Origin of the sequence: Actinomadura sp. K4S16 (genome assembly GCF_008327685.1) — a bacterium.
In the GTDB taxonomy this organism is placed as follows: Bacteria; Actinomycetota; Actinomycetes; order Streptosporangiales; family Streptosporangiaceae; genus Spirillospora.
The window spans coordinates 98,925-122,267 of sequence record NZ_BDDE01000021.1 but is presented as its reverse complement, the minus strand read 5'-3'; the positions used below and the strand labels follow the sequence as shown (position 1 = coordinate 122,267).

The 23,343-nt window shown below is 72.8% G+C and carries 30 protein-coding genes; 15 read left to right on the top strand and 15 right to left on the bottom strand.

All coding sequences use genetic code 11. The features are described from left to right. Positions 1 to 33: 33 nt before the first annotated feature. Positions 34 to 396 carry a DsrE family protein gene (locus K4S16_RS33325; RefSeq protein WP_149263047.1) on the bottom strand — a complete coding sequence of 121 codons (363 nt, stop codon included), beginning with the start codon at positions 394 to 396 and terminating at the stop codon, positions 34 to 36. Positions 397 to 547: 151 nt separating this feature from the next. Beyond that, a complete protein-coding gene (locus K4S16_RS33320; protein ID WP_149263046.1) occupies positions 548 to 1,210 on the bottom strand; it encodes a GIDE domain-containing protein in 663 nt (220 codons plus the stop codon). A gap of 127 nt (positions 1,211 to 1,337) precedes the next feature. On the opposite strand from K4S16_RS33320, the gene K4S16_RS33310 reads away from it, so the two are divergent. From K4S16_RS33310 to K4S16_RS33295, 4 genes are all read left to right on the top strand, one after another. Then, positions 1,338 to 1,823, top strand: a complete 486-nt coding sequence (locus K4S16_RS33310; protein ID WP_149263045.1) for an FABP family protein — start codon at positions 1,338 to 1,340, stop codon at positions 1,821 to 1,823. A 365-nt stretch (positions 1,824 to 2,188) separates the two neighbouring features. Then, positions 2,189 to 2,605, top strand: a complete 417-nt coding sequence (locus tag K4S16_RS33305; RefSeq protein ID WP_141578642.1) for a Fur family transcriptional regulator — start codon at positions 2,189 to 2,191, stop codon at positions 2,603 to 2,605. 42 nt (positions 2,606 to 2,647) lie between these two features. Further along, entirely contained in the window at positions 2,648 to 3,634 is a 987-nt protein-coding gene (locus K4S16_RS33300) for a folate-binding protein YgfZ (protein ID WP_149263044.1), read from the top strand. 79 nt (positions 3,635 to 3,713) lie between these two features. Continuing rightward, positions 3,714 to 4,196, top strand: coding sequence for a hypothetical protein (locus K4S16_RS33295; protein ID WP_149263043.1), 483 nt, complete (start codon positions 3,714 to 3,716; stop codon positions 4,194 to 4,196). Positions 4,197 to 4,215: 19 nt separating this feature from the next. On the opposite strand, the gene dtd is transcribed toward K4S16_RS33295, so the two are convergent. Then, positions 4,216 to 4,641, bottom strand: a complete 426-nt coding sequence (gene dtd, locus K4S16_RS33290; protein WP_149263042.1) for a D-aminoacyl-tRNA deacylase — start codon at positions 4,639 to 4,641, stop codon at positions 4,216 to 4,218. 19 nt (positions 4,642 to 4,660) lie between these two features. On the opposite strand from dtd, the gene K4S16_RS33285 reads away from it, so the two are divergent. Together K4S16_RS33285 and K4S16_RS33280 are read left to right on the top strand one after the other, a co-directional pair. Further along, positions 4,661 to 5,488, top strand: a complete 828-nt coding sequence (locus K4S16_RS33285) for a 3-keto-5-aminohexanoate cleavage protein (RefSeq protein ID WP_149263041.1) — start codon at positions 4,661 to 4,663, stop codon at positions 5,486 to 5,488. Positions 5,489 to 5,706: 218 nt separating this feature from the next. Continuing rightward, positions 5,707 to 6,675, top strand: coding sequence for an asparaginase (locus K4S16_RS33280; protein WP_149263040.1), 969 nt, complete (start codon positions 5,707 to 5,709; stop codon positions 6,673 to 6,675). A gap of 5 nt (positions 6,676 to 6,680) precedes the next feature. On the opposite strand, the gene K4S16_RS33275 is transcribed toward K4S16_RS33280, so the two are convergent. Beyond that, positions 6,681 to 7,259 carry a TetR/AcrR family transcriptional regulator gene (locus tag K4S16_RS33275; RefSeq protein WP_149263039.1) on the bottom strand — a complete coding sequence of 193 codons (579 nt, stop codon included), beginning with the start codon at positions 7,257 to 7,259 and terminating at the stop codon, positions 6,681 to 6,683. 99 nt (positions 7,260 to 7,358) lie between these two features. On the opposite strand from K4S16_RS33275, the gene K4S16_RS33270 reads away from it, so the two are divergent. Continuing rightward, the gene (locus K4S16_RS33270) at positions 7,359 to 7,616 is read left to right on the top strand and encodes a hypothetical protein (RefSeq protein WP_149263038.1); all 258 of its coding nucleotides are present in this window, start codon (positions 7,359 to 7,361) and stop codon (positions 7,614 to 7,616) included. A gap of 50 nt (positions 7,617 to 7,666) precedes the next feature. Next, a complete protein-coding gene (locus K4S16_RS33265; protein ID WP_149263037.1) occupies positions 7,667 to 8,263 on the top strand; it encodes a dihydrofolate reductase family protein in 597 nt (198 codons plus the stop codon). A gap of 102 nt (positions 8,264 to 8,365) precedes the next feature. Here K4S16_RS33265 and K4S16_RS33260 read toward each other — a convergent pair whose 3' ends face one another. The 6 genes from K4S16_RS33260 to K4S16_RS33235 form a co-directional block, all read right to left on the bottom strand. After that, positions 8,366 to 8,800 carry a hypothetical protein gene (locus K4S16_RS33260; RefSeq protein ID WP_149263036.1) on the bottom strand — a complete coding sequence of 145 codons (435 nt, stop codon included), beginning with the start codon at positions 8,798 to 8,800 and terminating at the stop codon, positions 8,366 to 8,368. A 548-nt stretch (positions 8,801 to 9,348) separates the two neighbouring features. Then, positions 9,349 to 9,750 carry a hypothetical protein gene (locus K4S16_RS33255; RefSeq protein ID WP_149263035.1) on the bottom strand — a complete coding sequence of 134 codons (402 nt, stop codon included), beginning with the start codon at positions 9,748 to 9,750 and terminating at the stop codon, positions 9,349 to 9,351. A gap of 40 nt (positions 9,751 to 9,790) precedes the next feature. Then, a complete protein-coding gene (locus K4S16_RS33250) occupies positions 9,791 to 11,038 on the bottom strand; it encodes an MFS transporter (protein ID WP_149263034.1) in 1,248 nt (415 codons plus the stop codon). Further along, positions 11,035 to 11,739 carry a FadR/GntR family transcriptional regulator gene (locus K4S16_RS33245; RefSeq protein ID WP_200842263.1) on the bottom strand — a complete coding sequence of 235 codons (705 nt, stop codon included), beginning with the start codon at positions 11,737 to 11,739 and terminating at the stop codon, positions 11,035 to 11,037. Before K4S16_RS33245 ends, K4S16_RS33250 begins: the two co-directional genes overlap by 4 nt. Positions 11,740 to 11,918: 179 nt before the next feature. After that, a complete protein-coding gene (locus K4S16_RS33240; protein ID WP_149263033.1) occupies positions 11,919 to 12,377 on the bottom strand; it encodes a hypothetical protein in 459 nt (152 codons plus the stop codon). 61 nt (positions 12,378 to 12,438) lie between these two features. After that, positions 12,439 to 14,235 (bottom strand): DUF2207 domain-containing protein, encoded by a 1,797-nt coding sequence (locus K4S16_RS33235; RefSeq protein WP_149263032.1) that lies wholly within the window; start codon positions 14,233 to 14,235, stop codon positions 12,439 to 12,441. A gap of 204 nt (positions 14,236 to 14,439) precedes the next feature. Here K4S16_RS33235 and K4S16_RS33230 point away from each other — a divergent pair, with 204 nt between their 5' ends. From K4S16_RS33230 to K4S16_RS33205, 6 genes are all read left to right on the top strand, one after another. Beyond that, complete coding sequence (locus tag K4S16_RS33230) at positions 14,440 to 15,321, top strand: neutral zinc metallopeptidase (RefSeq protein ID WP_149263031.1); 882 nt, start codon at positions 14,440 to 14,442, stop codon at positions 15,319 to 15,321. Between the two features lie 85 nt (positions 15,322 to 15,406). After that, the gene (locus K4S16_RS33225) at positions 15,407 to 15,703 is read left to right on the top strand and encodes a YiaA/YiaB family inner membrane protein (protein WP_149263030.1); all 297 of its coding nucleotides are present in this window, start codon (positions 15,407 to 15,409) and stop codon (positions 15,701 to 15,703) included. 181 nt (positions 15,704 to 15,884) lie between these two features. Beyond that, positions 15,885 to 16,325 (top strand): helix-turn-helix domain-containing protein, encoded by a 441-nt coding sequence (locus tag K4S16_RS33220; RefSeq protein ID WP_235037225.1) that lies wholly within the window; start codon positions 15,885 to 15,887, stop codon positions 16,323 to 16,325. Then, positions 16,322 to 16,777, top strand: coding sequence for a hypothetical protein (locus K4S16_RS33215; RefSeq protein WP_149263029.1), 456 nt, complete (start codon positions 16,322 to 16,324; stop codon positions 16,775 to 16,777). Before K4S16_RS33220 ends, K4S16_RS33215 begins: the two co-directional genes overlap by 4 nt. A 170-nt stretch (positions 16,778 to 16,947) precedes the next feature. After that, on the top strand, positions 16,948 to 17,313 hold the full coding sequence (locus K4S16_RS33210; protein ID WP_235037224.1) for a DUF2516 family protein: 366 nt from the start codon (positions 16,948 to 16,950) through the stop codon (positions 17,311 to 17,313). Positions 17,314 to 17,353: 40 nt separating this feature from the next. Continuing rightward, on the top strand, positions 17,354 to 18,088 hold the full coding sequence (locus K4S16_RS33205) for an alanyl-tRNA editing protein (protein ID WP_149263028.1): 735 nt from the start codon (positions 17,354 to 17,356) through the stop codon (positions 18,086 to 18,088). Between the two features lie 71 nt (positions 18,089 to 18,159). Here the strand turns inward: K4S16_RS33205 and K4S16_RS33200 are convergent, their stop codons facing one another. Then, positions 18,160 to 18,789: a TetR family transcriptional regulator gene (locus tag K4S16_RS33200; RefSeq protein WP_149263027.1), complete on the bottom strand. Its 630-nt coding sequence runs from the start codon at positions 18,787 to 18,789 to the stop codon at positions 18,160 to 18,162. A gap of 71 nt (positions 18,790 to 18,860) precedes the next feature. Here K4S16_RS33200 and K4S16_RS33195 point away from each other — a divergent pair, with 71 nt between their 5' ends. Further along, the gene (locus tag K4S16_RS33195) at positions 18,861 to 21,173 is read left to right on the top strand and encodes an MMPL family transporter (protein WP_149263026.1); all 2,313 of its coding nucleotides are present in this window, start codon (positions 18,861 to 18,863) and stop codon (positions 21,171 to 21,173) included. 22 nt (positions 21,174 to 21,195) lie between these two features. Here the strand turns inward: K4S16_RS33195 and K4S16_RS33190 are convergent, their stop codons facing one another. The 4 genes from K4S16_RS33190 to K4S16_RS33175 are packed head-to-tail and all read right to left on the bottom strand — an operon-like array spanning position 21,196 to position 23,309. Further along, complete coding sequence (locus K4S16_RS33190; protein ID WP_149263025.1) at positions 21,196 to 21,585, bottom strand: hypothetical protein; 390 nt, start codon at positions 21,583 to 21,585, stop codon at positions 21,196 to 21,198. Continuing rightward, positions 21,582 to 21,821, bottom strand: a complete 240-nt coding sequence (locus K4S16_RS33185; RefSeq protein WP_149263024.1) for a hypothetical protein — start codon at positions 21,819 to 21,821, stop codon at positions 21,582 to 21,584. Before K4S16_RS33185 ends, K4S16_RS33190 begins: the two co-directional genes overlap by 4 nt. Before the next feature lie 40 nt (positions 21,822 to 21,861). Continuing rightward, positions 21,862 to 22,908 (bottom strand): EamA family transporter, encoded by a 1,047-nt coding sequence (locus K4S16_RS33180; RefSeq protein WP_149263023.1) that lies wholly within the window; start codon positions 22,906 to 22,908, stop codon positions 21,862 to 21,864. After that, positions 22,872 to 23,309, bottom strand: coding sequence for a hypothetical protein (locus K4S16_RS33175; RefSeq protein ID WP_149263022.1), 438 nt, complete (start codon positions 23,307 to 23,309; stop codon positions 22,872 to 22,874). The genes K4S16_RS33180 and K4S16_RS33175 overlap by 37 nt, the downstream gene beginning before the upstream one ends. Positions 23,310 to 23,343 lie beyond the last annotated feature (34 nt).

The window sequence follows — 23,343 nt, the reverse complement described above, 5'->3', positions numbered from 1 at the left end:
CAGGAGGGCCCGCGCCCGGACGTGCGCCTCGTGTCAGTACACGAGCGCCTGGACGTCGGGGAGGGTGATCTCCTCGACGAAGGTCGGGGCGCCGGCGATGCGGATGCCGGGCAGGACGTCGTCCGGGCCGATCTCCCGGCGGGCGGCGCACTGGGTGCAGAGCGTGACCCGGCCCGCGGCGAGGACGACGCCGAGAAGGTCGTCCAGGGGAGTGGCGTGGGGCAGTGAGAACTCGGCGGCCCGCCCCGGCAGCGCGAACCACGCGGACTCCCCGGTCAGCCACAGGGAGATCGGGACCCCGCTCGCCGCAGCTGCCGCCGCGACCGTGAACGCCTGGTTGCAGCGCTCGGGGGCGTCCGCGCCAGCCGTCACCTTGATGACCAGTGGTCTCGCCATGGGGGGCACTCTAGTCGGGTGTTCCGCGTAGCATCCTGCGATGTGGTCGGGTTGGTGAACGCCGGGATCCTCGTCGTCGTGCTCGGGTTGACGGCGGCCGCCGCCGTCCTGCTCGTGATCAAGCTGGGCAGGCTCAGGTAGGCCGGGCGCGTCAGTCGAAGTAGAGGTGGTCGACGGCGACGACCGCGGCGCAGGCGAGGACGATCGCCGCGCCGCCGCCGTACCCGATGCCCATGAACATCACGGCGCGGCGCCGGTACTGGCCGCGCGTCCGCGTGGTGATGGCGTACTGGCCGGTCTCCTTGTCCTTGCCGACGGAGCCGCCGGTCGCGGTGCCGAGGACGTAGAGCGGCTGGTCGGCGGGCAGGATCCACTCCTCGTACCGGTACTCCGCGACCTCTCCCTCCACGCCGGGGAGTTCCCCGTTGGAGGGGCGACGCTCGTCCATCGTCCGGACGGCGCCGTCGACGGCCGCGGTGGCGGGGTCGATGACGGCGTGCCCGCTCCCGTCCCGCAGGTAGAAGGGCGTCTTCGACGTCTCGTCGATGAAGACCCGCTTGCCCGACTTCGTGCGGGCCGTCGCCTTCGTCTTGTACCAGGCGCAGGGTCGGCCGGAGAACGGGGCGGGCCGGACGGCGACGGCCGTCCCGCTGACCTGGCACGGGACGCCGCCGGGAACCCCGGCGAGGCCGGCGCAGTCCGTCTCGACGGCGCGGTGCAGGTTGCGGAACCGGATCCGCCATACCCAGCCCACGGCCAGCAGACCGGCGGCGATGATCAGGGGGACCACCATGAGCGCGGCGAGCTTCGACACGCTCCCATGATCGGTCCGCCTCCCGGCTCCGGAAAGGGACGCCGGTCCCGGAGCGGAGGGGACGGGGCGCACGGGGACGCGGGCGGCGGGCGCGCAGGGGGCGCGGACGCCGCTACGCTCGGTGCCCATGGATCCTGAGCTGCACCCCGACCTTGAGCCGCTGAAGTTCCTGCTCGGCACCTGGGAAGGCGCCGGCGTGGGCGGCTATCCGACGATCGAGTCGTTCAACTTCGGCCAGGAGGTCTCGTTCACGCACATCGGGAAGCCCTTCCTGGTCTACGCGAGCCGGACCTGGAAGATCGAGGAGGACGGCACGCTCGGGCGTCCGCTGGCCATGGAGACGGGGTACTGGCGGCCGCGGCCCGACCACCAGGTCGAGGTGACGCTGGCCCACCCGACCGGCATCGTCGAGATCTACGTGGGGAACGTGGCGTTCAACCGGGTGGAGCTGCACACCGACGTCGTCGCCCGGACGGAGTCGGCAAAGGAGGTCACCGGCGGCCACCGCCTCTACGGGCTGATCGGCGAGGACCTCGGCTGGGCGTACGACATGGCGGCGATGGGCCAGAAGCTCCAGTCGCACCTGTCGGCCCAGTTGAAGAAAGTCTCCTGAGCGGGGCCGAAGCGGCCACCCCCGGGCATGAGAACCCCCGGACATGAACGATCCCCGGACCTTCCCGCCGGGTGGCGGGACGATGGACAGGACGGGTCCATCGGTCCGGGGACCGGGTAACTGCCTGGTATTCGCCGGTCACCGTCGCGACCGGCTACCCCGCCCTGAGGCGGGGGCTCCGAGGCGGAACGGCGACTAGCGGACAGTCACCTCGCGAGTCCTACAAGAAACCATTGTTTAGGACCACCTCCTTTCGCGCGTACACCGAACGTATGCGACGCCCGCGCGACGAGGCAAGCGGGTTTTCCCAAGGCTGAAACCGGACGTCGGGGGCGAGCCCGCCGCCCGGGATCTAGACTCGGTGCATGGTCGAGTCGTGGCAGGAGGAGCTGCGGGCGAAGGGGTACCGGGTGACCCCGCAGCGCCAGCTGGTGCTCGAAGCGGTCACCAACCTGGAGCACGCGACCCCCGAGGAGATCTGCACGGAGGTGCAGCGCACCGCCCGCGGCGTGAACATCTCCACCGTCTACCGGACGCTCGAACTCCTCGAGGAACTCGGGCTCGTCAAGCACGCCCACCTCGGGCACGGCCCGCCCAACTACCATCTCGCCGCCGAGGCCGAGCACATCCACCTCGTCTGCCGGGGCTGCCACACCGTGGAGGACGTCGACCCGCGCGCGGCGGCGGGCCTGGCCGACGTCCTGGCGCGCGACTTCGGCTTCGAGACCGACGTCCACCACCTCACCGTCTACGGGCGCTGCAAGGACTGCCGCGAGGCGTAGCCCGGGGCGCGATCCGGGAACCCGCGACATAGTCTGGACGGCATGGAGAGCCCTCTGCTGAAGTCGCCCGGAGCCGTCGCCGCCGACGCGCCCGACCAGGAGGTCGCCGCGCACTACGGGGACCCGGCCCGGGAGCAACGCGCCCTGGAGGAGGGGGCGGCGTTCGTCGACCGGAGCAACCGGGGCGTCGTCCGCGTCTCGGGGCCGGACCGGCTGAGCTGGCTGCACAGCCTGCTGAGCCAGCACCTGGACGGGCTGAAGCCGTCCGAGCCGACCGAGGCGCTGCTGCTCAGCCCGAACGGGCACATCGAGCACCACCTCTTCCTCGTCGACGACGGCGAGGCGGTCTGGGCGCACGTCGAGCCGGGCACGGCCCCTTCGCTGGTGGAGTTCCTCGACCGGATGCGGTTCATGCTGCGCGTCGAGGTCGCCGACGTGTCGGACGAGTACATGGTGGTCACCGGGCCGTCCGGTCCCGCCGACGGCCGCCCCGCCTGGCCGGACGTCGCGGGGACGACGACGCGGATCGTCCCGCGCGGGGAGTTCCCGTCCGACCTGAAGCCGGCCGGGATGTGGGCGTACGAGGCGCTGCGCATCGCCGAGCACCGCCCCCGGTTCGGCCTCGACACCGACCACCGGACGATCCCGCACGAGGCCGGGTACGTGGAGACGGCCGTCCACCTGAACAAGGGCTGCTACCGGGGGCAGGAGACCGTCGCGCGCGTCCACAACCTGGGGCGGCCCCCGCGCCGCCTGGTGTTCCTGCACCTGGACGGCAGCGTCGACCGGCTGCCCGCGCACGGCGACCCGGTGGAGGTCCCCGGGGGCCGGACGATCGGGTTCGTCGGGTCGGCGGCCCGGCACCACGAGCTGGGGCCGATCGCGCTGGCGCTGGTCAAGCGGAACGTTCCGGTGGACGCCGAGCTGCTCGCGGGCGGCGTCGCGGCGTCGCAGGAGGTCGTCGTGTCGCCGGAGACGGGCGCGAACGCGCAGATCGCTCTGCGCCGCCGGCCCGCGAAACACGGGTAGCAGCCCGCCCCCGGGGCGAATATCGTCTGATAAGACGATTTCTGACTGAGCGCCGCCCGGGGAAGGTGGATTCCTACCGATGGGGAATGGGAAGCCGCCCGCGGCCCGGAGGGGAGGATCCCGGCGCCGCCCGCGCCGGGAGTCCGCCCTGCTGTGGTGGGCCCTGTTCGCGGCGATCGCCGGGATCGCGTGGTGGCAGCACTCGTGGCGCGTCGCGCTGCTCGGCCTGCTGGCGTGGTGCCTGTACGAGTTCGCCCTCGTCCCCACCCTGTGCAGGGTGCTGACGCCGAAGGGCGCCGCCTGCACCGAGCGCACCCGGGGGCGGCTCTTCGCCTGCGGCCCGGCCCACCAGCGGCTCCGCAACGACGCGCTGTGGCGGCTCGCCGGGATCCGCAACCCGTTCCAGCAGGGCCCCGTCCACGACGAGGGCGAGCCCGGGACCGTGGTGGTGGTGTCCTCGGACGTGCGCGGCCGCCTTGTCCCGCAGGACCGCGCCCTCATCATCCTCGCCTCCGCCGGGACGCTCACCGCGCTCGTCGGCATGGTCTACGGGTTCCGCTGACCCGCGCCGGCCGACGGGGTCAGACCTCCAGGACCAGCGTGATCGGGCCGTCGTTGACGAGCGCGACCTTCATGTCCGCGCCGAACTCGCCCGTCTCCACCTTCGCGCCCAGCTCGCGCAGCTCGCGGACCACCGCGTCCACCAGAGGCTCGGCGACGGGCCCGGGCGCGGCGGCCGTCCAGGACGGGCGGCGGCCCTTCCGCGCGTCCCCGTAGAGAGTGAATTGGCTCACGACGAGGAGCGGCGCGTTCAGGTCGGAGCACGACTTCTCGCCCTCCAGGATCCGCAGCCCCCACAGCTTGGAGGCCAGTCTGCGGGCGCTTTCCGGGCCGTCGTCGTGCGTCACGCCGACGAGGACCAGCAGCCCCGGCCCCTCGATCGCGCCGACGACGCGGCCCTCCACCGAGACGCTCGCCTCGCTCACCCTCTGGACTACAGCACGCATGACCATGCATTCTGCCGCCATGGGAGCAATGACGCTCATCACGGTGGCGCCCACGGGTGCGGAGTCCGCCAAGGCGGACGTCCCGGCCCTGCCCGTCACCCTGGATGAACTGGTCCAGACGGCCAAGGAGTGCGAGGCGGCCGGCGCGGCCGTGATCCACGTGCACATCCGCGACGACGACGCGCGGCCCACGCTCGACCCGGTCCGGCTGCGGGACACGGTGACGGCGCTGCGGGAGAGCACGGGGCTCATCGTCCAGCTGTCCACGGGCGGCGCGGTCACCGACCCGTACGAGGACCGCCTCCGCGTCCTGGACGCCGAACCCGACATGTGCTCGCTCACATGCGGGACGGTCAACTTCGGCGACGACGTGTTCATGAACCCGTGGTCGTTCATGGTGGAGCTGTACGAGCGCACCCAGGAGCTTGAGGTCGTCCCCGAGTTCGAGCTGTTCGACCTCGGCCACATCACGTCGCTGCACCGTCTTCTGGACAAGCACGGTCTCCCCTATGGCGGGCACGTCCACTGCGACCTGGTGATGGGTGTCCCGGGCGGCATGCCCGGCGACGCCCGCACTCTGGTGGCCGCCGTCGAGGCCCTCCCGGAGGGTGCCACATGGTCGGCCACCGGCATCGGCCGCACGTCCCTGCCGGTGATGTTCGCGGCCCTGTCGGCGGGCGGCCACCTGCGCGTCGGCATGGAGGACACGGTCACCTTCGCCAAGGGCCGCCCCGTCACGGCGAACGCCGAACTCGTGGAGCGCGCCGCCCAGGCCGCCCGCCTGGCCCAGCGTCCGCCCATGGCCCCCGCCGAAGCCCGAACCCTTCTCGCCACCAAACCCCGCTGACCCGCGGGAGCCCGTCCGGGCGAGTCAAGCCGGGATGGGCCAACCCGACCGTTTTCGTGGACCGTCGTTCCGCTTTCATGGGATCCGCCGGGTACTTGACCATGGAAACGGGCGGGTCCGCCTCCAGGTGAGGCTTGTTCTTCGTGGTGGGCCGCTTCGGCCGGCCGTCCAGGGATCGCCTGGGCCGGGCGCCGGCCTCGTGTCGATGGAGGAGTGCGGTGGACGTCAATCCTGTGCTGGTCGAGGTGGAGCGTTCCGGGTTCGTGGAGTCGCGGCATCGGGGCGCGGCGATCGGGCTGGCGGCGGACGGGGCGGTCGCCGTGCGGGCGGGGGACGCCGACGCGCCGATCTTCCCCCGGTCGGCGAACAAGCCGATGCAGGCGGTCGCGATGCTGCGCGGCGGCCTGGAGCTCGACGGCGAGCTGCTCGCGCTCGCGGCCGGGAGCCACTCCGGCGAGGACTTCCACGTCGAGGGGGTGGAGAAGATCCTCGCGAGCGCCGGGCTCGGGGCCGGGGACCTGCGCTGCCCCGAGAGCTGGCCGCTCGACCCCGCGACGCAGCAGGCGGTCGCCAGGACGGGCGGCGGCCTCTCCCGGCTGCGCATGAACTGCTCCGGCAAGCACGCCGCGATGCTCGCCACGTGCGTCGCGGCGGGCTGGCCCACCGACTCCTACCTCGACGCCGACCACCCGTTGCAGCGCATCGTCCGGGAGGTCGTCGAAGAGCTGGCCGGAGAGCCCGCCGCGGCGGTCGGCGTCGACGGGTGCGGGGCGCCGCTGTTCGCCGTGTCCATCGCGGGCGTGGCGCGGGCGTTCCGGGCGCTCGTGCTCGCCGAGCCGGGCACGCACGAGCGTCGCGTCGCCGACGCCATGCGGACGCACCCGCAGTGGACGTCCGGCACCCGCCGCGAGGAGCGGCAGCTGATGGACGCCGTCCCCGGGCTGCTCGTCAAGTGCGGGGCCGAGGGCGTGGACGCCTTCGCGTTCGCCGACGGGCGCGCCGGGGCCGTCAAGATCGACGACGGGGCGATGCGGGCCCGGACGCCGGTGACCGTCGCGCTGCTGCGCGCCCTCGGCGTCCGCGACGGCTCCGACAGGATCGTCCTGGACGAGCTGGCGACCGTCGAGGTGCGCGGCGGGGACGGCGGCGTCGGCGCCATCCGCCCGGCGCCGGGCGTCTTCGAGTAGGCGGTCTAGTCCCCTTCCGGCAGCAGCCGGGTCACCAGCTTCTCGATCAGGTCGTCGGTCGCGTAGGGCTCGGTGATGGCGGGAATGGTGAGGTCGTCCAGAAGCAGGCCGACCATGGCGAAGTACAGCAGGACGACGTCCGTGGCGTCACCGGGCAGGCCGGCGTCGAGGTGGTAGCGGATGTTCTCCTCGAGCTCGGCGGTGAGGAAGCCGCTGAGCTCGGTGTGCAGTTCCGGGCGCCGCGTCGCCTCCAGCCGTAGCTCCAGCATGGCGAGGTAGCCGGTCCGGTCCGCGCGCATGCGCCCGAGCAGCTGGCGCATCAGCTCGGTGGCCAGCGCGTGCGTGGGCGCCTGCCGCATGGTCTCGGCCAGCGCCTCGGGGTCGGGGGTGAGGCGCTCACGGGTGCGGTGCATGACCTGGGTGAGCAGGTCGGCGCGGTCGGCGAAGTAGTTGGTGGCGGTCCCGGTGGGGACGCCCGCCTCGGCGTCGATCGCGCGCAGCGTCAGGCCGCGCGACCCCTCGCGGGCCAGGACCTCGATGGCCGCGTCCAGCAGGGCGGCCCGGCGGGCGGGGTTGCGTCGCATTGTGACCTCCATCACACCGGCTTGCAATCACTGCAAGTGCAGTACTAAGTTCAAACCACTTCGCTCACAGTACATCAATTCGAGTGATCAGGAGTTCGCATGCGCGCCCAGTCCACCGCTCCTTCCCTGCTCCGCCTTCCCCAGGACCGCACCGCCCTGCCCGGCCACGCCAACGCCGCGCTGCCCGGCCACGCCGCACTGCCCGGCCACACCGCACTGCCGGGCCACGTCGGCCTGCCCGAGCGCACCGTACTGCCCGGCCGCACGCCGGGACGTCCCGGCCGGGACCGCCCTGCGCCGAAGCCGCGCAGCCTTCCGCGCCCGCGGCCGCCCCGCAAGCCCGGCTCCGTCCGCTGACCCGCCGGCGGCCCCGGCTCCCGTACCCGACGCCCGAAAGCGAGCACCGCATGCGCAAGCTGATCTACTACGTCGCCGCCACCCTCGACGGCTTCATCGCCGGGCCGGACGGCCAGTTCGACTTCCTCCCCTTCGAGGGGGAGCCCGCAAAGATGATCACGACCGAGTACCCCGAGACCCTGCCCGCCCATGTCCGCCGCCCGCTCGGCATCGCCGACGCCCCGAACCGGCACTTCGACACGGTCGTCATGGGGCGCGGCACCTACGAGCCGGCCCTGGAGGTGGGGATCACCAGCCCGTATCCGCACCTGGAGCAGTACGTCGTCTCGGCGACGCTCGACATCGAGGACCCCGCGGTGACCGTCGTTCCGGGCGACCCGGCCGGCCTCGTCCGGGAGCTGAAGCGGCGGGACGGCCTCGACATCTGGCTCGCGGGCGGCGGGAAGCTCGCCGGCGCGCTGGTGGACGAGATCGACGAGCTGGTCGTCAAGCGCCATCCGCTGGTGATCGGCTCCGGAATCCCCCTGTTCGACGGTCCCTACACCCTCGCGGCCTTCACGCCGGGCGCCACGCGCGCCTTCGACTCCGGCCTCGTCGTCACCACCTACGTCCGCACCGCGGACCCCGCTCAGGGCGCGGTCTCGTAGCGGGCGGACGCTCCGGCCGGCCCTCGGGCCCAGGACGCGAGGGGGCGGTCCCCGAGGCGTAGCCCCGGGGACCGCCGGACGTCGCGCGGACGCGGAACGCCGTCAGCCGCTGCCGTAGACCCCGAAGCCGGTCAGGTTGCCGGCGCCCAGGCAGTTGCCGCCGAACTTCCAGTACCCGGGGCCCTGGAGCGGGCCGTAGCGCACGCTGCCGTCGGTGCACCTGGTGTAGGCGCCGTACCGGCCCGAGTAGATGCGCACGTTGGCGCCCCACGCGATGGAGTTGTGCCAGACGCTGTCGGCGGACCAGCCGTCCAGGGCGATGCGCTTGGCGGGCCGGCCCATCAGGGACGTGTGCGGCAGGGACTGGGCGACCTTGGTGGTCACGGCCGCGCCCTTGGTGGCGACGGGTTTCGGCTTGGGCGGCGCGGCGGCGGCGGTCGCCGGCGCGTGGGTGCCGAGCGCGGCCCCCGCGGCCAGCAGACCGGCGGTGACGGCTGCGGCCAGCGCGCTGCCGGCCACTTTGGCGGTGGTGTGCATATGTTCTCCATCCACCCCGCCGCTCCGAGCGGCGGGATCGGTATGTAGCTCGATGAGCCCGAGGGGCGGCTTCTCTGCGAAGCCCTTGCCCGGCCCGGACGGAACCTCCCTTCGCGACGGCCGGGCCGACGGCGCGCGCCCTCGCCGACGCCGGGAGCGGTACTCGGCCGCGCCGGCCCGGTAGGCGGGCCGAGCGCGTCGCGGGGCGAGCCAAGGCGGCGAGCGGGCGCTTAGTCACTTGATGACTTCAAGTGACTACTAAAAGTTACCAACGAGGAGCGTGCGCGCACTGTCCCCCCGGGGTGACGTCCCTGTTCCGCGAGGTGAACGGGGTCAAGCTCCGGAGAGAACAGGCAGAGGCGGCGTCACGCCCGGTAGCGGCGCCGGACGGACGCCGCGCAGGGACGGGCGGCTCGTCCGAGGCGGCGGGCGGCGAGCCGGCGGTCGGGGCGCCGGCGGCAGACCCTTTCTGGGGGACGACCCCCCCAGGCCCTCGGGCAGGCAAAAGGGGCGCGTCGGCCTGGCCGCCATGCCCCTCGGCAGGTGTCCTAGTGGGTCTCGGGTCCCTTGGTCGCCCTGAGCGTCTCGAACTCTTCCTTGTAGATCGTCTGCTCGTACAGGACGCCCTCGGGCCACGGTTTCCTCGGCTCCCGCCCGGGCTGGGGGTTGTCCTTGCGGAACTCCTCCGGCTGGCCCTCCTTGGCCGGCGGGTAGCTGTGCGAGAACATCCCCGCCGCGTAGGTGTAGTAGCCGCCCTGCTCCATGCCGCGCTGGTTGAGCTGATTGTTCCTGCGCCAGCAGTGGATCTTCCTGGACGAGGCGGCGCGCGTCGCGTACAGCCACGTCAGCAGGGCTCCGACGATCGCGAACGGGATGATCCAGAGGAAGTACCGGGCGCCCGTCGGGGCCGTGCCCGCCAGCACGGGGTCGGCGACGATCGTGGTGAGCAAGGCGGACCACCTCCCGATGGCGTGAATCGGCCCGGCTGGGTCAATTAGGGATGTGTCCGCTGATTTCCGTGTTAACCACTTCGGGGGGCGGACCGGCGGGCGCGCCCACCGTGCGGAGCCGTCCGGCGGGCAGGCCCGGGACCGCCAGGGCGACGGACACGGCCACCACGCCCAGCATCGGAACGGTCCACCCGCCGGTGGCGTCGTGCAGCGCGCCGAGGGCGAGCGGGCCGAGCGCCGCGATGACGTAGCCGACGCCCTGCGCCATCCCCGACAGCTGGACGGCGACGTGGGCGTCGTGGGCGCGGAGCCCGATGAACGAGAGCGCGGTCGCGAAACCGAGGCCCTGGCCGAGGCCGAGGACCACCGTCCAGACCCACACCGTGGCGATCGGCGCCCAGGTCACGCCGACGAAGCCCAGCGCGGTCAGCGTGAACGTGGCGATCACCAGGGGGCGCTGGTCGCGGGTCCGGCGGGCCAGCACCGGGACGGCCAGCGACCCCACCGCCTGGATCGCCGCCACCAGCGCCAGCACGTAGCCGGCGGTCGCCTCGTCCATCCCGCGGTCCTGGCAGATCGTCGGCAGCCAGCCGAGCACCACGTAGGCCAGCAGCGACTGGAGGCCCATGAACACCGTGACGTTCCAGGCCAGGCGCGACCGCCACACCAGCGCGGCGACGCCGAGCGGGGCCGCCGCGGGCGGGGCCGACCGGGCCGCGCGGGTCGCCCGCCGCGCCCTCGGCAGCCACAGCAGCCCGGCGAGCACCGCCGGGATCGCGAGCAGGCCGAGCGGCAGCCGCCACGTCGCGCCGAACAGGTTCTCCACCGGCACGGCCAGTCCGGACGACAGGCTCGCGCCGGCCGAGATCGCGACCGTGTAGACCGCCGTCACCGTCGTGATGTGGGACGGGTGGTCCCGCTTGATGACCGCCGGCATCGCGATGTTGCCGATGCTGATCGCGATGCCCGCGACCAGGGACCCGGCGAACAGCGGGAACACGCCGCCCGGCAGGCGCAGCAGCAGCCCGGCGACCAGCAGCGCCATCGCGCACACCACGAGGGTCTCGGGGCGGGGGTGGCGGCGCAGGAACGCGGCGGCGAGCCCGTAGGACCCGAAGAAGGCGAGCGGCAGCGTGGTGAGCGCGCCCGCCGCCGTACCCGACAGGTGGAAGGCGTCGCTGATCTCGGTCAGCAGCGGCCCGACCGCCGCGACCGCGGGCCGCAGGTTGACCGCCAGCATGACGATCATCAGCAGGGCGCCGGCCAGCCCGGCGCGCCGCCCCGTCACTTCTCCTCCCCGGGCGTCTCGGCGTCGCAGAGCAGGGACTGGAGGACGGCGAGGGTGGGCTCCACGACGGCCGCGGCGGCCGATGCGGCGGCCTCCGGGTCGCCCGCCGCGATCGCGTCCAGCACGGCGCGGTGCCGGGCCGGGCCGGCCTCGGGGACCTCGTGGTCCAGCCGGATCGCGCGCATCGACTCGTGCAGCCGGTCGATGAAGAACCGCATCGCCTCGATCAGCACCGGGTTCCGGGAGGCCTCCGCGACGCCGAGGTGGAACCGCGCGTCGGCGGCGCCGAACGCGTCCGGCTCGGTGGCCTCGTCGCGGGCGCGCAGCAGCTCCTCCAGCCGCGCGAGGTCGGCGTCGGTGCGGCGGCGCGCCGCCAGCCGGGCCGCCTGGACGTCGTAGGCGAGCTGCACCTCGAAGACGTCCCGCGCGGAAGCGCGGGCGACCCGGCGCAGCAGCGGGCGCGGGTCGCAGCCGCTGCGCACGTACGTCCCGTCGCCGCGCCGCACCTCCAGCACTCCGACGTGCGACAGCGCCCGGATCGCCTCCCGGACGGCCGGGCGGCTCACACCGAGCTGCGCGGCCAGCTCCGTCTCGGCCGGGATCCGCCGGCCGACCGGCCACGCGCCCCCGCTGATCTGCGCCTGGAGCTGGTCGAGCACGGCGTCCACCGTCGACCCGCTCGCCACGGGATTGAGCCCCACGAAACAGCCTCCAAAGTAAGATGTCAGACATCTTACGGAAAGGCATGATCCGCTGTTGACCCGTGGTGACCGCTGGAGGGGTCTCAGCGATCACCACGGGCTTCTACGGCGCCCGCCGGACGGGGACGGGTGCGGGGAGCCGGGTCCGGCGGGCGTCGCGTCCTCTGCGCGACTCCAGGTCAGCGGAGTCTGGGGAGGCCGAGTCTGCGGCGGCGCCTCGGCGGTCCCTCCACGGCCCTCCGCTCCGCCTCGGCGGCCGCGCGGGCGGCCTCCTCCTCCGCTCGGGCGCGCTCGATATGGGCCATGACCTCCCGGTGCGTCACCGAGGGGGCCGGGTCGCGGCGCGTCCGCTGGGACGGGCTGCCCAGGATCACCCCGCCCATGACGGGCCCGCGATGGGAGAGGCCGTCGCCGCCCTGGGGGTAGCGGTGGCGCTTGCGCGACGTCATCAGCACGACCGTCACCCAGGTGATGAGCGCCACGAAGATCACTGCCGGGCCGACGGCCATGAAGTAGGCGTTCCCGAGGCGGCCGGGCGGGGCGGTGGCGAGGCCGGGGGGCGGGGAGCCCGCGGACGCGGAGCCGCTGAGCAGGTGGACGGCGAGCCCGTGGACGGCGACCACCGTGCTGGCGACCATGGGGCGACACCTCCTCGCCCCACGCTTTACCCGGCGTCAGGCGATTAACCGCCCGGCGCCGTCACAGCCCGCGCGACTGGGAGATCGAACCCGAGGTGGCCAGCGTGAACGTGCGCATCGACTCGGCGAACTTCGACAGGTCCCATTCCGCCGGGCCCTCGTACCAGTAGAGGTTGTCCGCGCCCTCCGCGCGCTCGCCCGCGTCCTTCACCGTCTCCGCCCACTTCGCCACGACGTCGAAGACCACCGCGTACGGCAGGAAACGCGAGAACAGCGCGATCCGCTGGCGCGCCGCCATGGTGCCGTCGTCCGGGATGCCGCCGCGCTCCAGGAACGCGCGGAATCCGATCGTGTGCGCGAGGACCGTGGCGCCGCGCGCCGTCTTCGCCGGCATGTACTGGCCGCCGTAGGCCAGTGCCGCGCCCGCGATGATCAGCGCGAGCCCGGCCAGCGCCCACTCGGTGGTGAGCGCCAGCGCGACCGTCCCGGCGATGCCGAGCAGCGTCAGGGCGATGCCCGCGATCGTCCACCGGGACCGGACGGTGTCGGGCCGCCGCGCGAACCAGCCCTGCTTCACCACGTCGTCGTACATCGCGGATCTGACCTGCGACAGCTTCGTCGCGAACGTCCCGCCGAGGGCCGACAGCGCGACGGCGTCGAGCACGGTCCCGTCGGGCGCGGTCAGCAGTGCGTCCAGCAGGATGCGCTCGTAGGGGAGCAGGTCGGTCTGCGGGCGGTCGAGGCGGCGCAGCGTCCAGTCGAGGCGGCCGGTGACGGCCCGGTCCTCCTCCTCGATCAGGAGGTAGCCGCGCACCGCGAGGTCGACGATCGTCGCGGTCACGTCGATCACGTCGGCCTGCTCGTCGATCAGCGTGCCGATCTGGCCGGGCCGCACCCCGTTCGGCGGCTCGAACTCCGCCCCCGCCACCGGCACCTGGTCGCCCTCGGCGGCCCGCTTGCCGACGGTCCGCGCGTCCCGCCCGCGCAGCAGGTAGAGGGCGGCGACGCCGCCCACGAGCAGCACCAGCAGGCCGGCCAGCGCGGCGCCGGTGACGGCGTTGACGGAGAACGCGGTCGCGACCGTGTGGCGGCGCTCGTAGATGGCGTGCCCGCCCGTCGTCCCCGCGGGCAGGCCCGCGACGACGGTCAGGTACTCGCCGGGCAGCATCCCCTGCTGCGCGAACACGCCCTGGGTGTGCGTGTGGTTCGTGTAGTACTGCGTGCAGCCGATCGTGCTGCCGATCGGCCCGGTGAAGCAGTTGACGTTGCGGATCATCGCGCCGCCGTCGACGACCGCCTTCGCCTCGTCCAGCGGCACCTTCCAGCCGCCGACCACCGGCCAGCGCAGCTCATCCGCCGCCCCCATCCGGGTGATCGCGCCGCGCACGTCGTACTCCAGGACGACCGTGTGGTCGCCGGTCAGCTTCCGGCCGCCCGCGACCTTGACGACGGTGTTCAGGCCCTTGGCCGAGGACGTGGCCTTCGACGGGCCGCCGTCCGGGCTGGCCGCCCGCAGGTTCTCGATCCTGTAGACGCGGTCCTCGGTGAGGCTCTCGTGCACCCGGGTGGGGTACGTCCGCTGGAAGCCGTCGTGCCCGGCGAACCGGTAGACGATCGTCTCCTTCACCCTGACCGTGCCGCCGCCGCCCGCGGTGAGGACGACGTCGTCCTTCAGCACCCGCTCCGCGGCGGTGAAGCCGGACGCCGCCGCCCCGGCCCTGGGCGCACCGGCCTCGGCGACCGTCCCGCCGGCCTCGGACGCGGCCGCGGACGTGCTGGTCAGCAGGGGCACCGCCAGCGCCGCCGAGACCGCCAGGGAAGCCGGACGCGACCGGAACATCGCCGCAAGAGCAGACATGGCCGCAAATGGTATCGGGAATGCGTGCGATGATTCTGCGCTATGGCAGGTCATTACCCCCCGCCGCCTCCTCCGCCGCGGCCCCCGGCACCGCCCTACGGGCGGCCGCCCTACGGTGGGCCGCCGCAGGGGGGACCGCCGTATGGCGGTCCGGGATACGGGCCTCCTGCCTACGGGCCGCCTCCGCAGTACCGGTACGCCCCGATGCGCCCGCCGCCCCGCCGCAGCGCGGGCGGGACGATCGCGGGCATCTTCGGCGGCCTGACGTCCCTGGTCGTCCTCGTGATCCTCGGGCTCTCGCTGGTCGGCGGCGGCCGGGACGCCGCCGGCGGCACCGGGACGTCCGCCACGTCCGGCGGCCCCTCGACGCCGCGCGAGAAGGCGACCAACAGCAAGATCTACAGGACGGGCGCGCTCACGTCGGTGAGCTGCCGCCTGCCGCCGATCCAGCCGTCCGCCCAGTCCATGCGCGCGTTCATGGACACCCTGAGCGACTGCCTGGACGCGGCGTGGAGCAGGCAGTTCACCAAGGCCGGCATCCCGTTCGACAAGCCCGACCGGGTGTTCTGGGTCCAGCCGGGGCGCAGCCCGTGCGGCTCCTACCCCGCGCCCGGAGCGTCCGCCTTCTACTGCCCGGCCAACAACACGATGTACGTCGGCCTCCGGCACGTCGTGGAGACGTCGGGCGGCGAGCCGCTGTCCCACTACGCCGTCTACGCCCGGGTGATCGCGCACGAGTACGGGCACCACGTCCAGGACCGGGCCGGGATCCTGCTCTACGGGGACCGCCAGATGGAGACCGGCGACACCGCCGCCCGGACGGAGGCGAGCCGCCGCATCGAGTTGCAGGCCCAGTGCTTTGCGGGCGCCTTCCTCGGCAGCGAGCGCTCCACCCTCCCGATGACCCGCGAGCAGTACAACGCCATGGTCACCGACGTGCTGGGCAGGGGCGACGACCGGCAGCCACCGGAGAAGCGCGACCACGGCTCGGGCCGCCACTACGCGGGCTGGGTGATCACCGGCTTCAACGGGCGCGAACTGACCGTCTGCAACACCTGGATCGCGCCCTCCTCCAAGGTGAGCTGACCGCCCGGGCTCTGAGTTCCTCGCACACGGGAGGCTGAGCACCGGTACTCATGACCGGGACGCGGGCGGCCCGCAGACTCGTCCCATGACGACCTCCAAGCCGCCCGCGCAACCCGGCTCCGCCGCGTTCTTCGTCCAAGCCGTGATCTCGTTCGCCGTCTCCAGCACCGCCGTCGCCGTCGGCGTGGCCTACCTGCCCGTCAGCGCCTGGGTCCGCGCGTTCCTGGCGCTCGGCCTGCTGTACGTGATCACGTCCACGTTCACGCTGGCCAAGTGCGTCCGCGACCGTCAGGAGACCCAGGCCATCAGCAGCCGGGTCGACCAGGCGCGCCTGGACAAGCTCCTCGCCGAGCACGACCCGTACGCGACCCCGTCCCTGTGACCCCGGCCCCACCTCTCCCGCCCCGGCGCCGCCGTCCCCCTCCCTGAGGGACGGCGGCGCACGACGTTCCGCCGCAGGTCGGCCGACGGCTGTCCCGGCCTTTCCGGCATGTGAGGCGATTCACCACGAAGTGCTAGCTAGGATGCTTGCAATAGCAAGCACCATGACGGAGAGTGGAGATATGGCGAGTTCGAAGGTCGGCTCCATCGGGGAGTACATCCGGGAGCAGCGGACGCGGGCGAAGATATCGCTGCGCCAGCTGGCGGACGTGTCCGGCATCTCCAACCCGTACCTGAGCCAGATCGAGCGCGGCCTGCGCAAGCCGAGCGCCGAGATACTGCAGCAGATCGCCAAGGGGCTGCGGATCTCGGCCGAGGCGCTGTACGTGCAGGCCGGCATCCTCGAGGACCGCGAGGCCGACACCGACGTGCAGGCCGCCGTCCGGGCCGACCTCGTCCTGACGGAACGGCAGAAGCAGGTCCTGCTGGACATCTACGCGTCGTTCCTCAAGGAGAACGAGGCCGGCGGCGTCGTCGCCGGGCCCGACGAACCCGCCATGCCGGAACAGACCGGCCCCGAACAGGCCGGACCAGAACGCAAGGGAAGGGAAGAGGTCGGATGACGCTGGCCAGCAACCTCCGCGAGAACAAGGCCGTCTACGCCGTGGCCGGCGCCGGCGACTTCGCGGTGGAGAAGATCCGTGAGGTCCCCGAGCAGGTGACCAGGTACCAGGGCGAGGTCCGCGAGACCGTCGACCGCTACCGCGGGCAGGTCCGCGAGACCGTCGACCGCTACCGCGGCGAGGTCTCCCGGTACCAGCAGCGGGTGGACGCCAAGGACCTGCCGGGCGCCGCCGTCGCGTACGCCACGCACTTCGGCACCCGGGCCTTCGAGTTCATCGACGAGCTCGCCGAGCGCGGCAAGAAGGTCGTGCACCGCGAGGCCGTGGAGGTCGCCGAGATCTCGGCGGCCGACCAGGCCGCGCCGAAGCAGGCCCCGAAGACCCGCACCGCGCAGCGCAGGACGGCGCAGAGCCGGGCCACCGGGCAGTCCCGCTCCACCACGAAGAAGTAACGGCGCCACACGACGGAGCCCGGCCGGGAACACCCGGCCGGGCTCCGTCGTCTCTGCAAGTGCCCGTTCCCTCAGGCCGCGATGCCGGCCGCTGCACGTAGGGTTGGGGCAGGCAGACCCGCGTGCGACGAGGAGTCGCCTTCCGAGACGAGCAGGAGCGCTGATCGCCGATGTCGGGCTTCAACGTGCTGGACTACTTCTTCTGGCTGCTGCTGATCATCGCTTTCGCGATGGAGGCGTGGGCGCTGATCGACTCGCTCACCGTGCCGGTCAACGCGTATGCGGCGGCCAGCAAGCAGAGCAAGAAGCTGTGGATGATCATCCTGATCGTCGCGACGGTGGTCGGCGCCGCGTACGCGGTCGCGCCGGTGGCGCTCGGCGCCAGCCCCATCGCGCTGCTGCTCGGCATCCTCCCGGTCGCGGCGTTCATCGCCGCCGCCGTCTACCTCGCCGACGTCCGCCCGGCCGTCGGCCCCTACAAGCGGAACAACGGCGGCCGCGGCGGCTCCCGCCAGGGCCCCTACGGCCCCTGGTGATCACCTGCGCTCCCCGCGACGGCGGCTCTAGGGTGACGGCATGAGCGCGGAGACCCTCGGACGCACCGCACGCCTGGAACTGGCCGACCAGGCCCTGCGGGAATGGGAGGCCGTCGTCCTCGACGCGGGCCCGGACGGCATCGTCCTCGACCGGTCGGCCTTCTACCCGGGCGGCGGCGGCCAGCCCCCGGACCACGGCGTCCTCATCTGGCAGGGCGTCCAGACCCGTATCGCCGGCGTCCGCAAGGGCGACGACCTGATGCTCATCCCCGCCGAGGGCGACCCGCTCCCGCCCGTCGGCACCGTGGTGCGCGGCGCCGTGGAGGATGAGCGCCGCACCGCGCTGATGCGCACCCACTCCGGCCTGCACCTGCTGTGCGGGGTCGTGTTCCGCGACTACGGCTGCCTGGTGACGGGCGGGAACATGGAGCCCCTGTCCGCGCGCATGGACTTCGACCTGCGCGAGGTCCCGCCCGGCTTCAAGCAGGCCGTCGAGGACGCCTGCAACGCCGAGGTCGAAGCCGACCGGCGCATCGACGTCAGGACCCTGCCGCGCGCCGAGGCGTTCGAGATCCCCGACATCATCCGCACCGCCACGAACCTGGTGCCGCCGGAGGTGCAGGACGTCCGGATCGTCGACATCGTCGGGCTCGACACCCAGGCGGACGGCGGGACCCACGTCGGCTCCACCAAGCAGATCGGCCGCATCACGGTCGCCAAGGTCGAGAACAAGGGCCGCGGCTTCCGCCGCCTCCGCATCAAGATCGCCGACTAGCCGCGGCCCCGCGGGCGCGGGATTGAGCCGGGCACCGGGGGCGGGCGCCTCCGCCGCCGGTGCCCGGCGGCTCAGGGGGCGGGGCGGGACAGGGCGTCGACCGAGACGAGGCCGTGCTCGACGATGTCCACGGCCCGGTCGAGGGCGGTGCGCATGGACAGGGGGTCGTAGCCCTCGCGGCGGCAGTGCGCCACGACCGCCTGCATGCCGCCGACCGCGATGCCGGCCGCGGCCACCGCGTCGATCTCGGAGATGCCGGGGCACAGCTCGCGCAGCAGCGCCTCGATCGCGTCCTGGGCGTCGGTCATGCGCTGCAGCGCCCGGGCGCGCAGGGCGGGGCGCTCCAGGATGAGCGCGACCTGGACCGGGCCGTAGTCGCGGTGCTCGGCGACCACCGCCTCCAGGACGTCCACGATGCTGCGCCGGATGGTCGCCATCGGCGTCTCGCCGGGGGTGGGGCGCAGCCGCTCGGCGACCTCGGCGAGCCGGTCGTCGATCTCGGCGAAGATCACGTCTTCCTTGGAGGGGAAGTAGCTGAAGAACGTGCGGGGTGAGACATCGGCGGCGGCGGCGATGTCGGCGATCGTCGTCTCCTCGTAGCCGCGCTCGGCGAACAGGCGCAGCGCGGCCGTCGCGATGGCCTGGCGGGTGCGCAGCTTCTTGCGCTCCCGCAGCCCCGGTCCGCCGGCGTCCTCCTCCATGTGACGGACGTTACCATGACTGCAAAGTTGCATCTATTGCAAAACTTCCTGGATAGGTGTTCTCTTCGGGCATGGCGCGTTTCCTGGAGGTGCTCGGACGGTTCTGCGTGCGCAGGCGCCGCACGGTGTTCGAACTCTGGGTCGCCCTGATGCTCGGCGCCGGCGTCCTCGGCGTCATGCACGGGGGCATGTTCGTCCAGCAGAGCACGCTGCCCGGCACCGAGACGCAGCGCGCCCTCGACACGCTCGGGCAGGACTTCCCCGCGATGACGGGGCCGACCGCGACCGTCGTGTTCCACCAGACCCGCGACGCGAGTCCCGCCGACTGGCGGGTCGCGCTCACCGTCGGCCAGTCGATCGACAACATCTCCAAGCTCGACCGGGTGGCGTACGTCGAGAACCCGTACGTGCAGGGGATGGGCGGGCTGAAGGACGACAAGGCCGTCGCCGTCCGGCTCAACTTCACCGGCACGATGAGCGACGTCGGCCACGCCGACCTCGACGCGCTGAACCGGGCGGTCGAGCCCGCGCGGATGGCCGGGCTGGAGGTCAAGTTCGGCGGGATCGCCGCGATGATCCTGAACCAGCCGAAGGGCGGGCCGCAGGAGGGCGTCGGGATCCTGCTGGCGATGGTCGTCCTGCTGCTGGCGTTCGGCTCGTTCCTCGCCGCGGGCATCCCGATCGTGGTGTCGCTGTGCGGGATGGTGGTGGCGTACTCGCTGATCCACTTCCTGGCGTCGATGTTCCAGATCGCGCCGACCGCGCCGATGGTCGCCGCGATGCTCGGCATCGGCGCCGGGATCGACTACGCCCTGTTCATCGTGACCCGCTACCGGCAGCAGCTCGCCGAGGGCGACGACGTCGAGACCGCGGTCGGGCGCGCCATGGCGCACTCGGGCCACGCGGTCGTGTTCGCCGGCGGCACGGTCGTGTTCGCGATCTGCGGGCTGTTCCTGTCCGGGATCGCCTTCGTCGGACGCATCGGGATCGCCGCCGCGCTGGCCGTCGCCATCATGGTCGCCGCCGCGCTGACCCTGCTGCCCGCCATCCTCGGGTCCCTGGGCACGCGCATCGACCGGTACCGGCTGGCCCGGGTGCGGCCGGACCGCAGCTCGGGCCGCTGGACGGCGTGGGGACGCCACGTCGACCGCCATGCCTGGCCCTACGCCATCGTCGCGAGCCTCGTCCTGCTGACCCTCTCCATCCCGACGCTCAGCCTGCGGTTCGGCGTGATGGCCGACAGCATGTCGTCGCCGAAGATGGAGGCGCGGCAGGCCTACGACATCGTCGCCCGGGAGTTCGGCGCGGGCCACTACAGCCCGTTCGTCGTGGTCGCGAAGGTGCCCGGCGCGGAGAAGAGCGTCAAGCCGAAGCGCGTGGTGCCGACGGTCGAGGCGGGCGAGGGCCTGTCCGGCCTGACGGGTCCGGCGGGGCCCCGGCCGAGCCCGTCCCCGCGGCCGTCCCTCCCCAAGGGCGCCCCGGACCCGGACAAGAAGCCCGACAAGCGCGCGGTCCTCATCGGCCAGGAACTCCAGCGGACGCTCTCCGAGGTGCCCGGCGTCGCGTTCGTCGGGGAGCCCGTGGTGGCCGGCACGACCGCGATCCTGCAGGTGGTCCCGGAGGACGCCCCGCACGCCGCGTCGACCACCGACCTCGTCCACCGGCTGCGGAACACCGAGATCCGCGACGTCCGGGAGGCGCATCCGGGTACGCGGATCTACCTCGGCGGCGAGAACCCCGCGATCATCGACATCGCCACCACGGTCGGGGAGCGCATGCCGACCGTCGTCGTCGCGGTGGTGGGGGTCGCCCTCCTGCTGCTGGTCATCGCCTTCCGGTCGGTCATCGTCCCGGTGAAGGCCGCCCTGATGAACCTGCTGTCGATCGGCGCCTCGTTCGGCGTCGTCACGGCCGTCTTCCAGTGGGGCTGGGGCGTCCGGCTGTTCGGCGTCGACCAGGCCATCCCCATCATGTCGTTCATCCCGCTGTTCATGTTCGCCCTGATCTTCGGGCTGTCCATGGACTACGAGGTCTTCCTGCTGTCGCGGATCAAGGAGGAGTACGACCGGACGGGCGATCCGCACGAGTCCGTCGTGATCGGCATCGGGGCCACCGCCCGCCTCATCACCTCGGCCGCGCTCATCATGATCTTCGTGTTCGCCAGCTTCGTCCCGCAGCCGGACCCGATGGTGAAGATGATGGCCCTGGGGCTGGCCATCGCCGTCGCCATGGACGCGACGATCGTCCGCCTCATGCTCGTCCCCGCGCTGATGAGCCTGCTCGGCCACGCCAACTGGTGGTGGCCCGGCGGCTCCCGCCCGACGGCGCCGCCGCCTCCTCCGGAACCCGTCGCCGAGCAGTTGGAGCTGGAGCTCACGACCTGAGCGCGGACGGGGCGGCAGTGCCCTAGGGGATCTGCTCCACGCGGACGCCGGGCACGGCCTCGTACAGGCCGGGGTCGGCGGTGATCAGCGGCCAGCGGCGCCACCGGGCGGACCAGGCGGCCTGCGCGGCGTCCATGCCGAGGTTCGGGATCGTCGTGACCAGCAGGCCGGTCTGCTGGGCGATCACGTCGTCCAGGTCGTCGACGTGCACGACCTGCATGCCGGGCAGGCGCTCCAGCACCGCGCGGCCGTGGTCGGGGACGAGCTGCCAGGCGCGGGCGAGCGAGGTCGCCGGGATGACGATCGTGGCGTGCTGGGCGATGGACGCGCGGAGCCGGGCGCGGACGTAGACGGTCTTGCCGGTCGCGAGGTCCAGGAGTGCGGTCGCGTCGAAGACGTGACCGGTGATCACGCGACGTCCCGGCGGGACGAGGGTCCGCCCTCGACCAGCCGGTCGACCATGGCCTGCTCGTCGGGGCTCGGCGGCCCGAAGAGGTCGTCGATGGTGGACGCGTCCCGCAGGTAGGCCAGCTTCAGCCGCGCGCCGTCCGCGAGGAATCCCGACACCGAGGCGATCTTCTTGTCCTCGGCGAGCCCCTGGAGCGTGGCGGCAAGCTCGTCGGGCAGCGTGATGTTGAGTCTCGCCATGGAGCACACGATACACACTCGGAGGCCCTCCAGTGTGTACTCAGGGGGTCGAGGTCTCGGGGCGGAGCGTCGCGAGCGTTCCGGCCAGCCAGTCCCGTTCGGCCGCGGACGTGACGCGGGCGATGTGCTGGATTCCGGCCTGGAACGGTGATGCCAGCTCGTCCTGGCGGAGGGGCCGGTCGCCGTCGGCGAAGAATCCGCGCTTCGGGTCGTCCAGGAAGTCCAGGCGCCGCCGGAGGACCGCCGCCTGGGCCTCGGGCGACGGCAGCAGGTGGAGGAACGCCAGGAGGACGAAGTACCGGTTGCGGTCCGAGATCTCCAGGTCGTCCGGCCCGGTGAGGCGGCGGAGCAGCTCGGTGCGGCCCGCGCCGGTGAGCGTGAAGACCTGCCGGGCCGGGCCGCCTTCGCCGGGTTCGGTGCGGCCGGCCAGCAGGCCGCGGCGCCGCATCCGCTGGAGGGCCGGGTACAGGGAGCCGTCGCTGACCGGGCGCGCGTGGCCCATCAGCAGGGTGATGCGCCGCCTCAGCTCGTAGGCGTGCATGTCGTGTTCGGCGAGGAACCCCAGGATCGCGAGTTCGAGGATGGCCCGTACCTCCCGTCTCGGCGTGCGTGACATCGCGCCGAACGCCGCCACGGCCGTGAGCACGATCCCGGCCGCCGCCAGCTGGAGCGGTGACAGGCGTTCTTCCAGGACGACCGCCCCGAGCGCGATGGAGACCACCGGGGCCGCGAAGGAGACCAGTGAAGCACGGACGGCGCTCACCCGCTGGACCAGCACGGTGTTCGCCAGCCATCCGAAACCCGAACAGACCACCCCGAGCGCGGCGGTGGCCGCCCAGGCCGCCGGGCTCCACGCGATGTCCGGGACGTGGACGGCGGCGAACGGCGCCGTCACGATCGCCGCGACGGTCATCTGGGCGCAGGTGAGGGTGAGCGCGTCCTCCGTCCGGAGCCGGCTCCGGACGGCCAGGTTGGCGCACGCGTAACTGACCGCCGCCGCCAGCGGGAGGAGCGGCCACAGGGACCGCCCGGACGCGTGCCCGCCCGTCGTCAGCAGCGCCGTCCCGCCCAGCGCCAGGCCAGGCATGTCGTCTGCGCGGCCCGAAGGCGTTCGGCGGGCAGCAGGACGTGGCCGCCGGCCGCGATCCAGATCGGCGTGCTCGCCAGGAGCAGCGACGACAGGCCCGTCTCCACGTGATGCTCGCCCACGGTGATCAGGACGGACGGCACCGCCGCGCCGCACAGTCCGACGAGGAGCAGGTCGACCGGTCTGTCCCGAGCGAGCCTGGAGATCGCGGCGACCGCGGCCGGCCCGCCGCCCCGCGCGGCCATGACCGCGAGCAGCGTCAGCCCGGCGAGGCCGAACCGGGCGCAGGCCAGCACGTCGGCCGGGAGTGCGCGTCCCGCTATCGCGATGAGCAGGAAGGGGACACCCAGCGTCAGGGCTACCCACCCGCCTAGGAGGCCGTTCCACCATCTACCGGACACGCCGGAACAGTACCTCGTTTCGAGGTACTGCGCA

What these genes read in the sequence shown, in the direction of transcription:
- K4S16_RS33295 (WP_149263043.1), top strand. Translation starts at nt 3,714, where the DNA reads ATGGGGAATGGGAAGCCGCCCGCGGCCCGGAGGGGAGGATCCCGGCGC.
- K4S16_RS33275 (WP_149263039.1), bottom strand. Translation starts at nt 7,259, where the DNA reads ATGCGACGCAACCCCGCCCGCCGGGCCGCCCTGCTGGACGCGGCCATC.
- K4S16_RS33310 (WP_149263045.1), top strand. Translation starts at nt 1,338, where the DNA reads ATGGATCCTGAGCTGCACCCCGACCTTGAGCCGCTGAAGTTCCTGCTC.
- K4S16_RS33305 (WP_141578642.1), top strand. Translation starts at nt 2,189, where the DNA reads ATGGTCGAGTCGTGGCAGGAGGAGCTGCGGGCGAAGGGGTACCGGGTG.
- K4S16_RS33220 (WP_235037225.1), top strand. Translation starts at nt 15,885, where the DNA reads ATGGCGAGTTCGAAGGTCGGCTCCATCGGGGAGTACATCCGGGAGCAG.
- K4S16_RS33230 (WP_149263031.1), top strand. Translation starts at nt 14,440, where the DNA reads ATGCGCCCGCCGCCCCGCCGCAGCGCGGGCGGGACGATCGCGGGCATC.
- K4S16_RS33260 (WP_149263036.1), bottom strand. Translation starts at nt 8,800, where the DNA reads ATGCACACCACCGCCAAAGTGGCCGGCAGCGCGCTGGCCGCAGCCGTC.
- K4S16_RS33210 (WP_235037224.1), top strand. Translation starts at nt 16,948, where the DNA reads ATGTCGGGCTTCAACGTGCTGGACTACTTCTTCTGGCTGCTGCTGATC.
- K4S16_RS33185 (WP_149263024.1), bottom strand. Translation starts at nt 21,821, where the DNA reads ATGGCGAGACTCAACATCACGCTGCCCGACGAGCTTGCCGCCACGCTC.
- K4S16_RS33180 (WP_149263023.1), bottom strand. Translation starts at nt 22,908, where the DNA reads ATGCCTGGCCTGGCGCTGGGCGGGACGGCGCTGCTGACGACGGGCGGG.
- K4S16_RS33225 (WP_149263030.1), top strand. Translation starts at nt 15,407, where the DNA reads ATGACGACCTCCAAGCCGCCCGCGCAACCCGGCTCCGCCGCGTTCTTC.
- K4S16_RS33270 (WP_149263038.1), top strand. Translation starts at nt 7,359, where the DNA reads ATGCGCGCCCAGTCCACCGCTCCTTCCCTGCTCCGCCTTCCCCAGGAC.
- K4S16_RS33300 (WP_149263044.1), top strand. Translation starts at nt 2,648, where the DNA reads ATGGAGAGCCCTCTGCTGAAGTCGCCCGGAGCCGTCGCCGCCGACGCG.
- K4S16_RS33205 (WP_149263028.1), top strand. Translation starts at nt 17,354, where the DNA reads ATGAGCGCGGAGACCCTCGGACGCACCGCACGCCTGGAACTGGCCGAC.
- K4S16_RS33195 (WP_149263026.1), top strand. Translation starts at nt 18,861, where the DNA reads ATGGCGCGTTTCCTGGAGGTGCTCGGACGGTTCTGCGTGCGCAGGCGC.
- dtd (WP_149263042.1), bottom strand. Translation starts at nt 4,641, where the DNA reads ATGCGTGCTGTAGTCCAGAGGGTGAGCGAGGCGAGCGTCTCGGTGGAG.
- K4S16_RS33285 (WP_149263041.1), top strand. Translation starts at nt 4,661, where the DNA reads ATGGGAGCAATGACGCTCATCACGGTGGCGCCCACGGGTGCGGAGTCC.
- K4S16_RS33325 (WP_149263047.1), bottom strand. Translation starts at nt 396, where the DNA reads ATGGCGAGACCACTGGTCATCAAGGTGACGGCTGGCGCGGACGCCCCC.
- K4S16_RS33265 (WP_149263037.1), top strand. Translation starts at nt 7,667, where the DNA reads ATGCGCAAGCTGATCTACTACGTCGCCGCCACCCTCGACGGCTTCATC.
- K4S16_RS33215 (WP_149263029.1), top strand. Translation starts at nt 16,322, where the DNA reads ATGACGCTGGCCAGCAACCTCCGCGAGAACAAGGCCGTCTACGCCGTG.
- K4S16_RS33200 (WP_149263027.1), bottom strand. Translation starts at nt 18,789, where the DNA reads ATGGAGGAGGACGCCGGCGGACCGGGGCTGCGGGAGCGCAAGAAGCTG.
- K4S16_RS33235 (WP_149263032.1), bottom strand. Translation starts at nt 14,235, where the DNA reads ATGTCTGCTCTTGCGGCGATGTTCCGGTCGCGTCCGGCTTCCCTGGCG.
- K4S16_RS33240 (WP_149263033.1), bottom strand. Translation starts at nt 12,377, where the DNA reads ATGGTCGCCAGCACGGTGGTCGCCGTCCACGGGCTCGCCGTCCACCTG.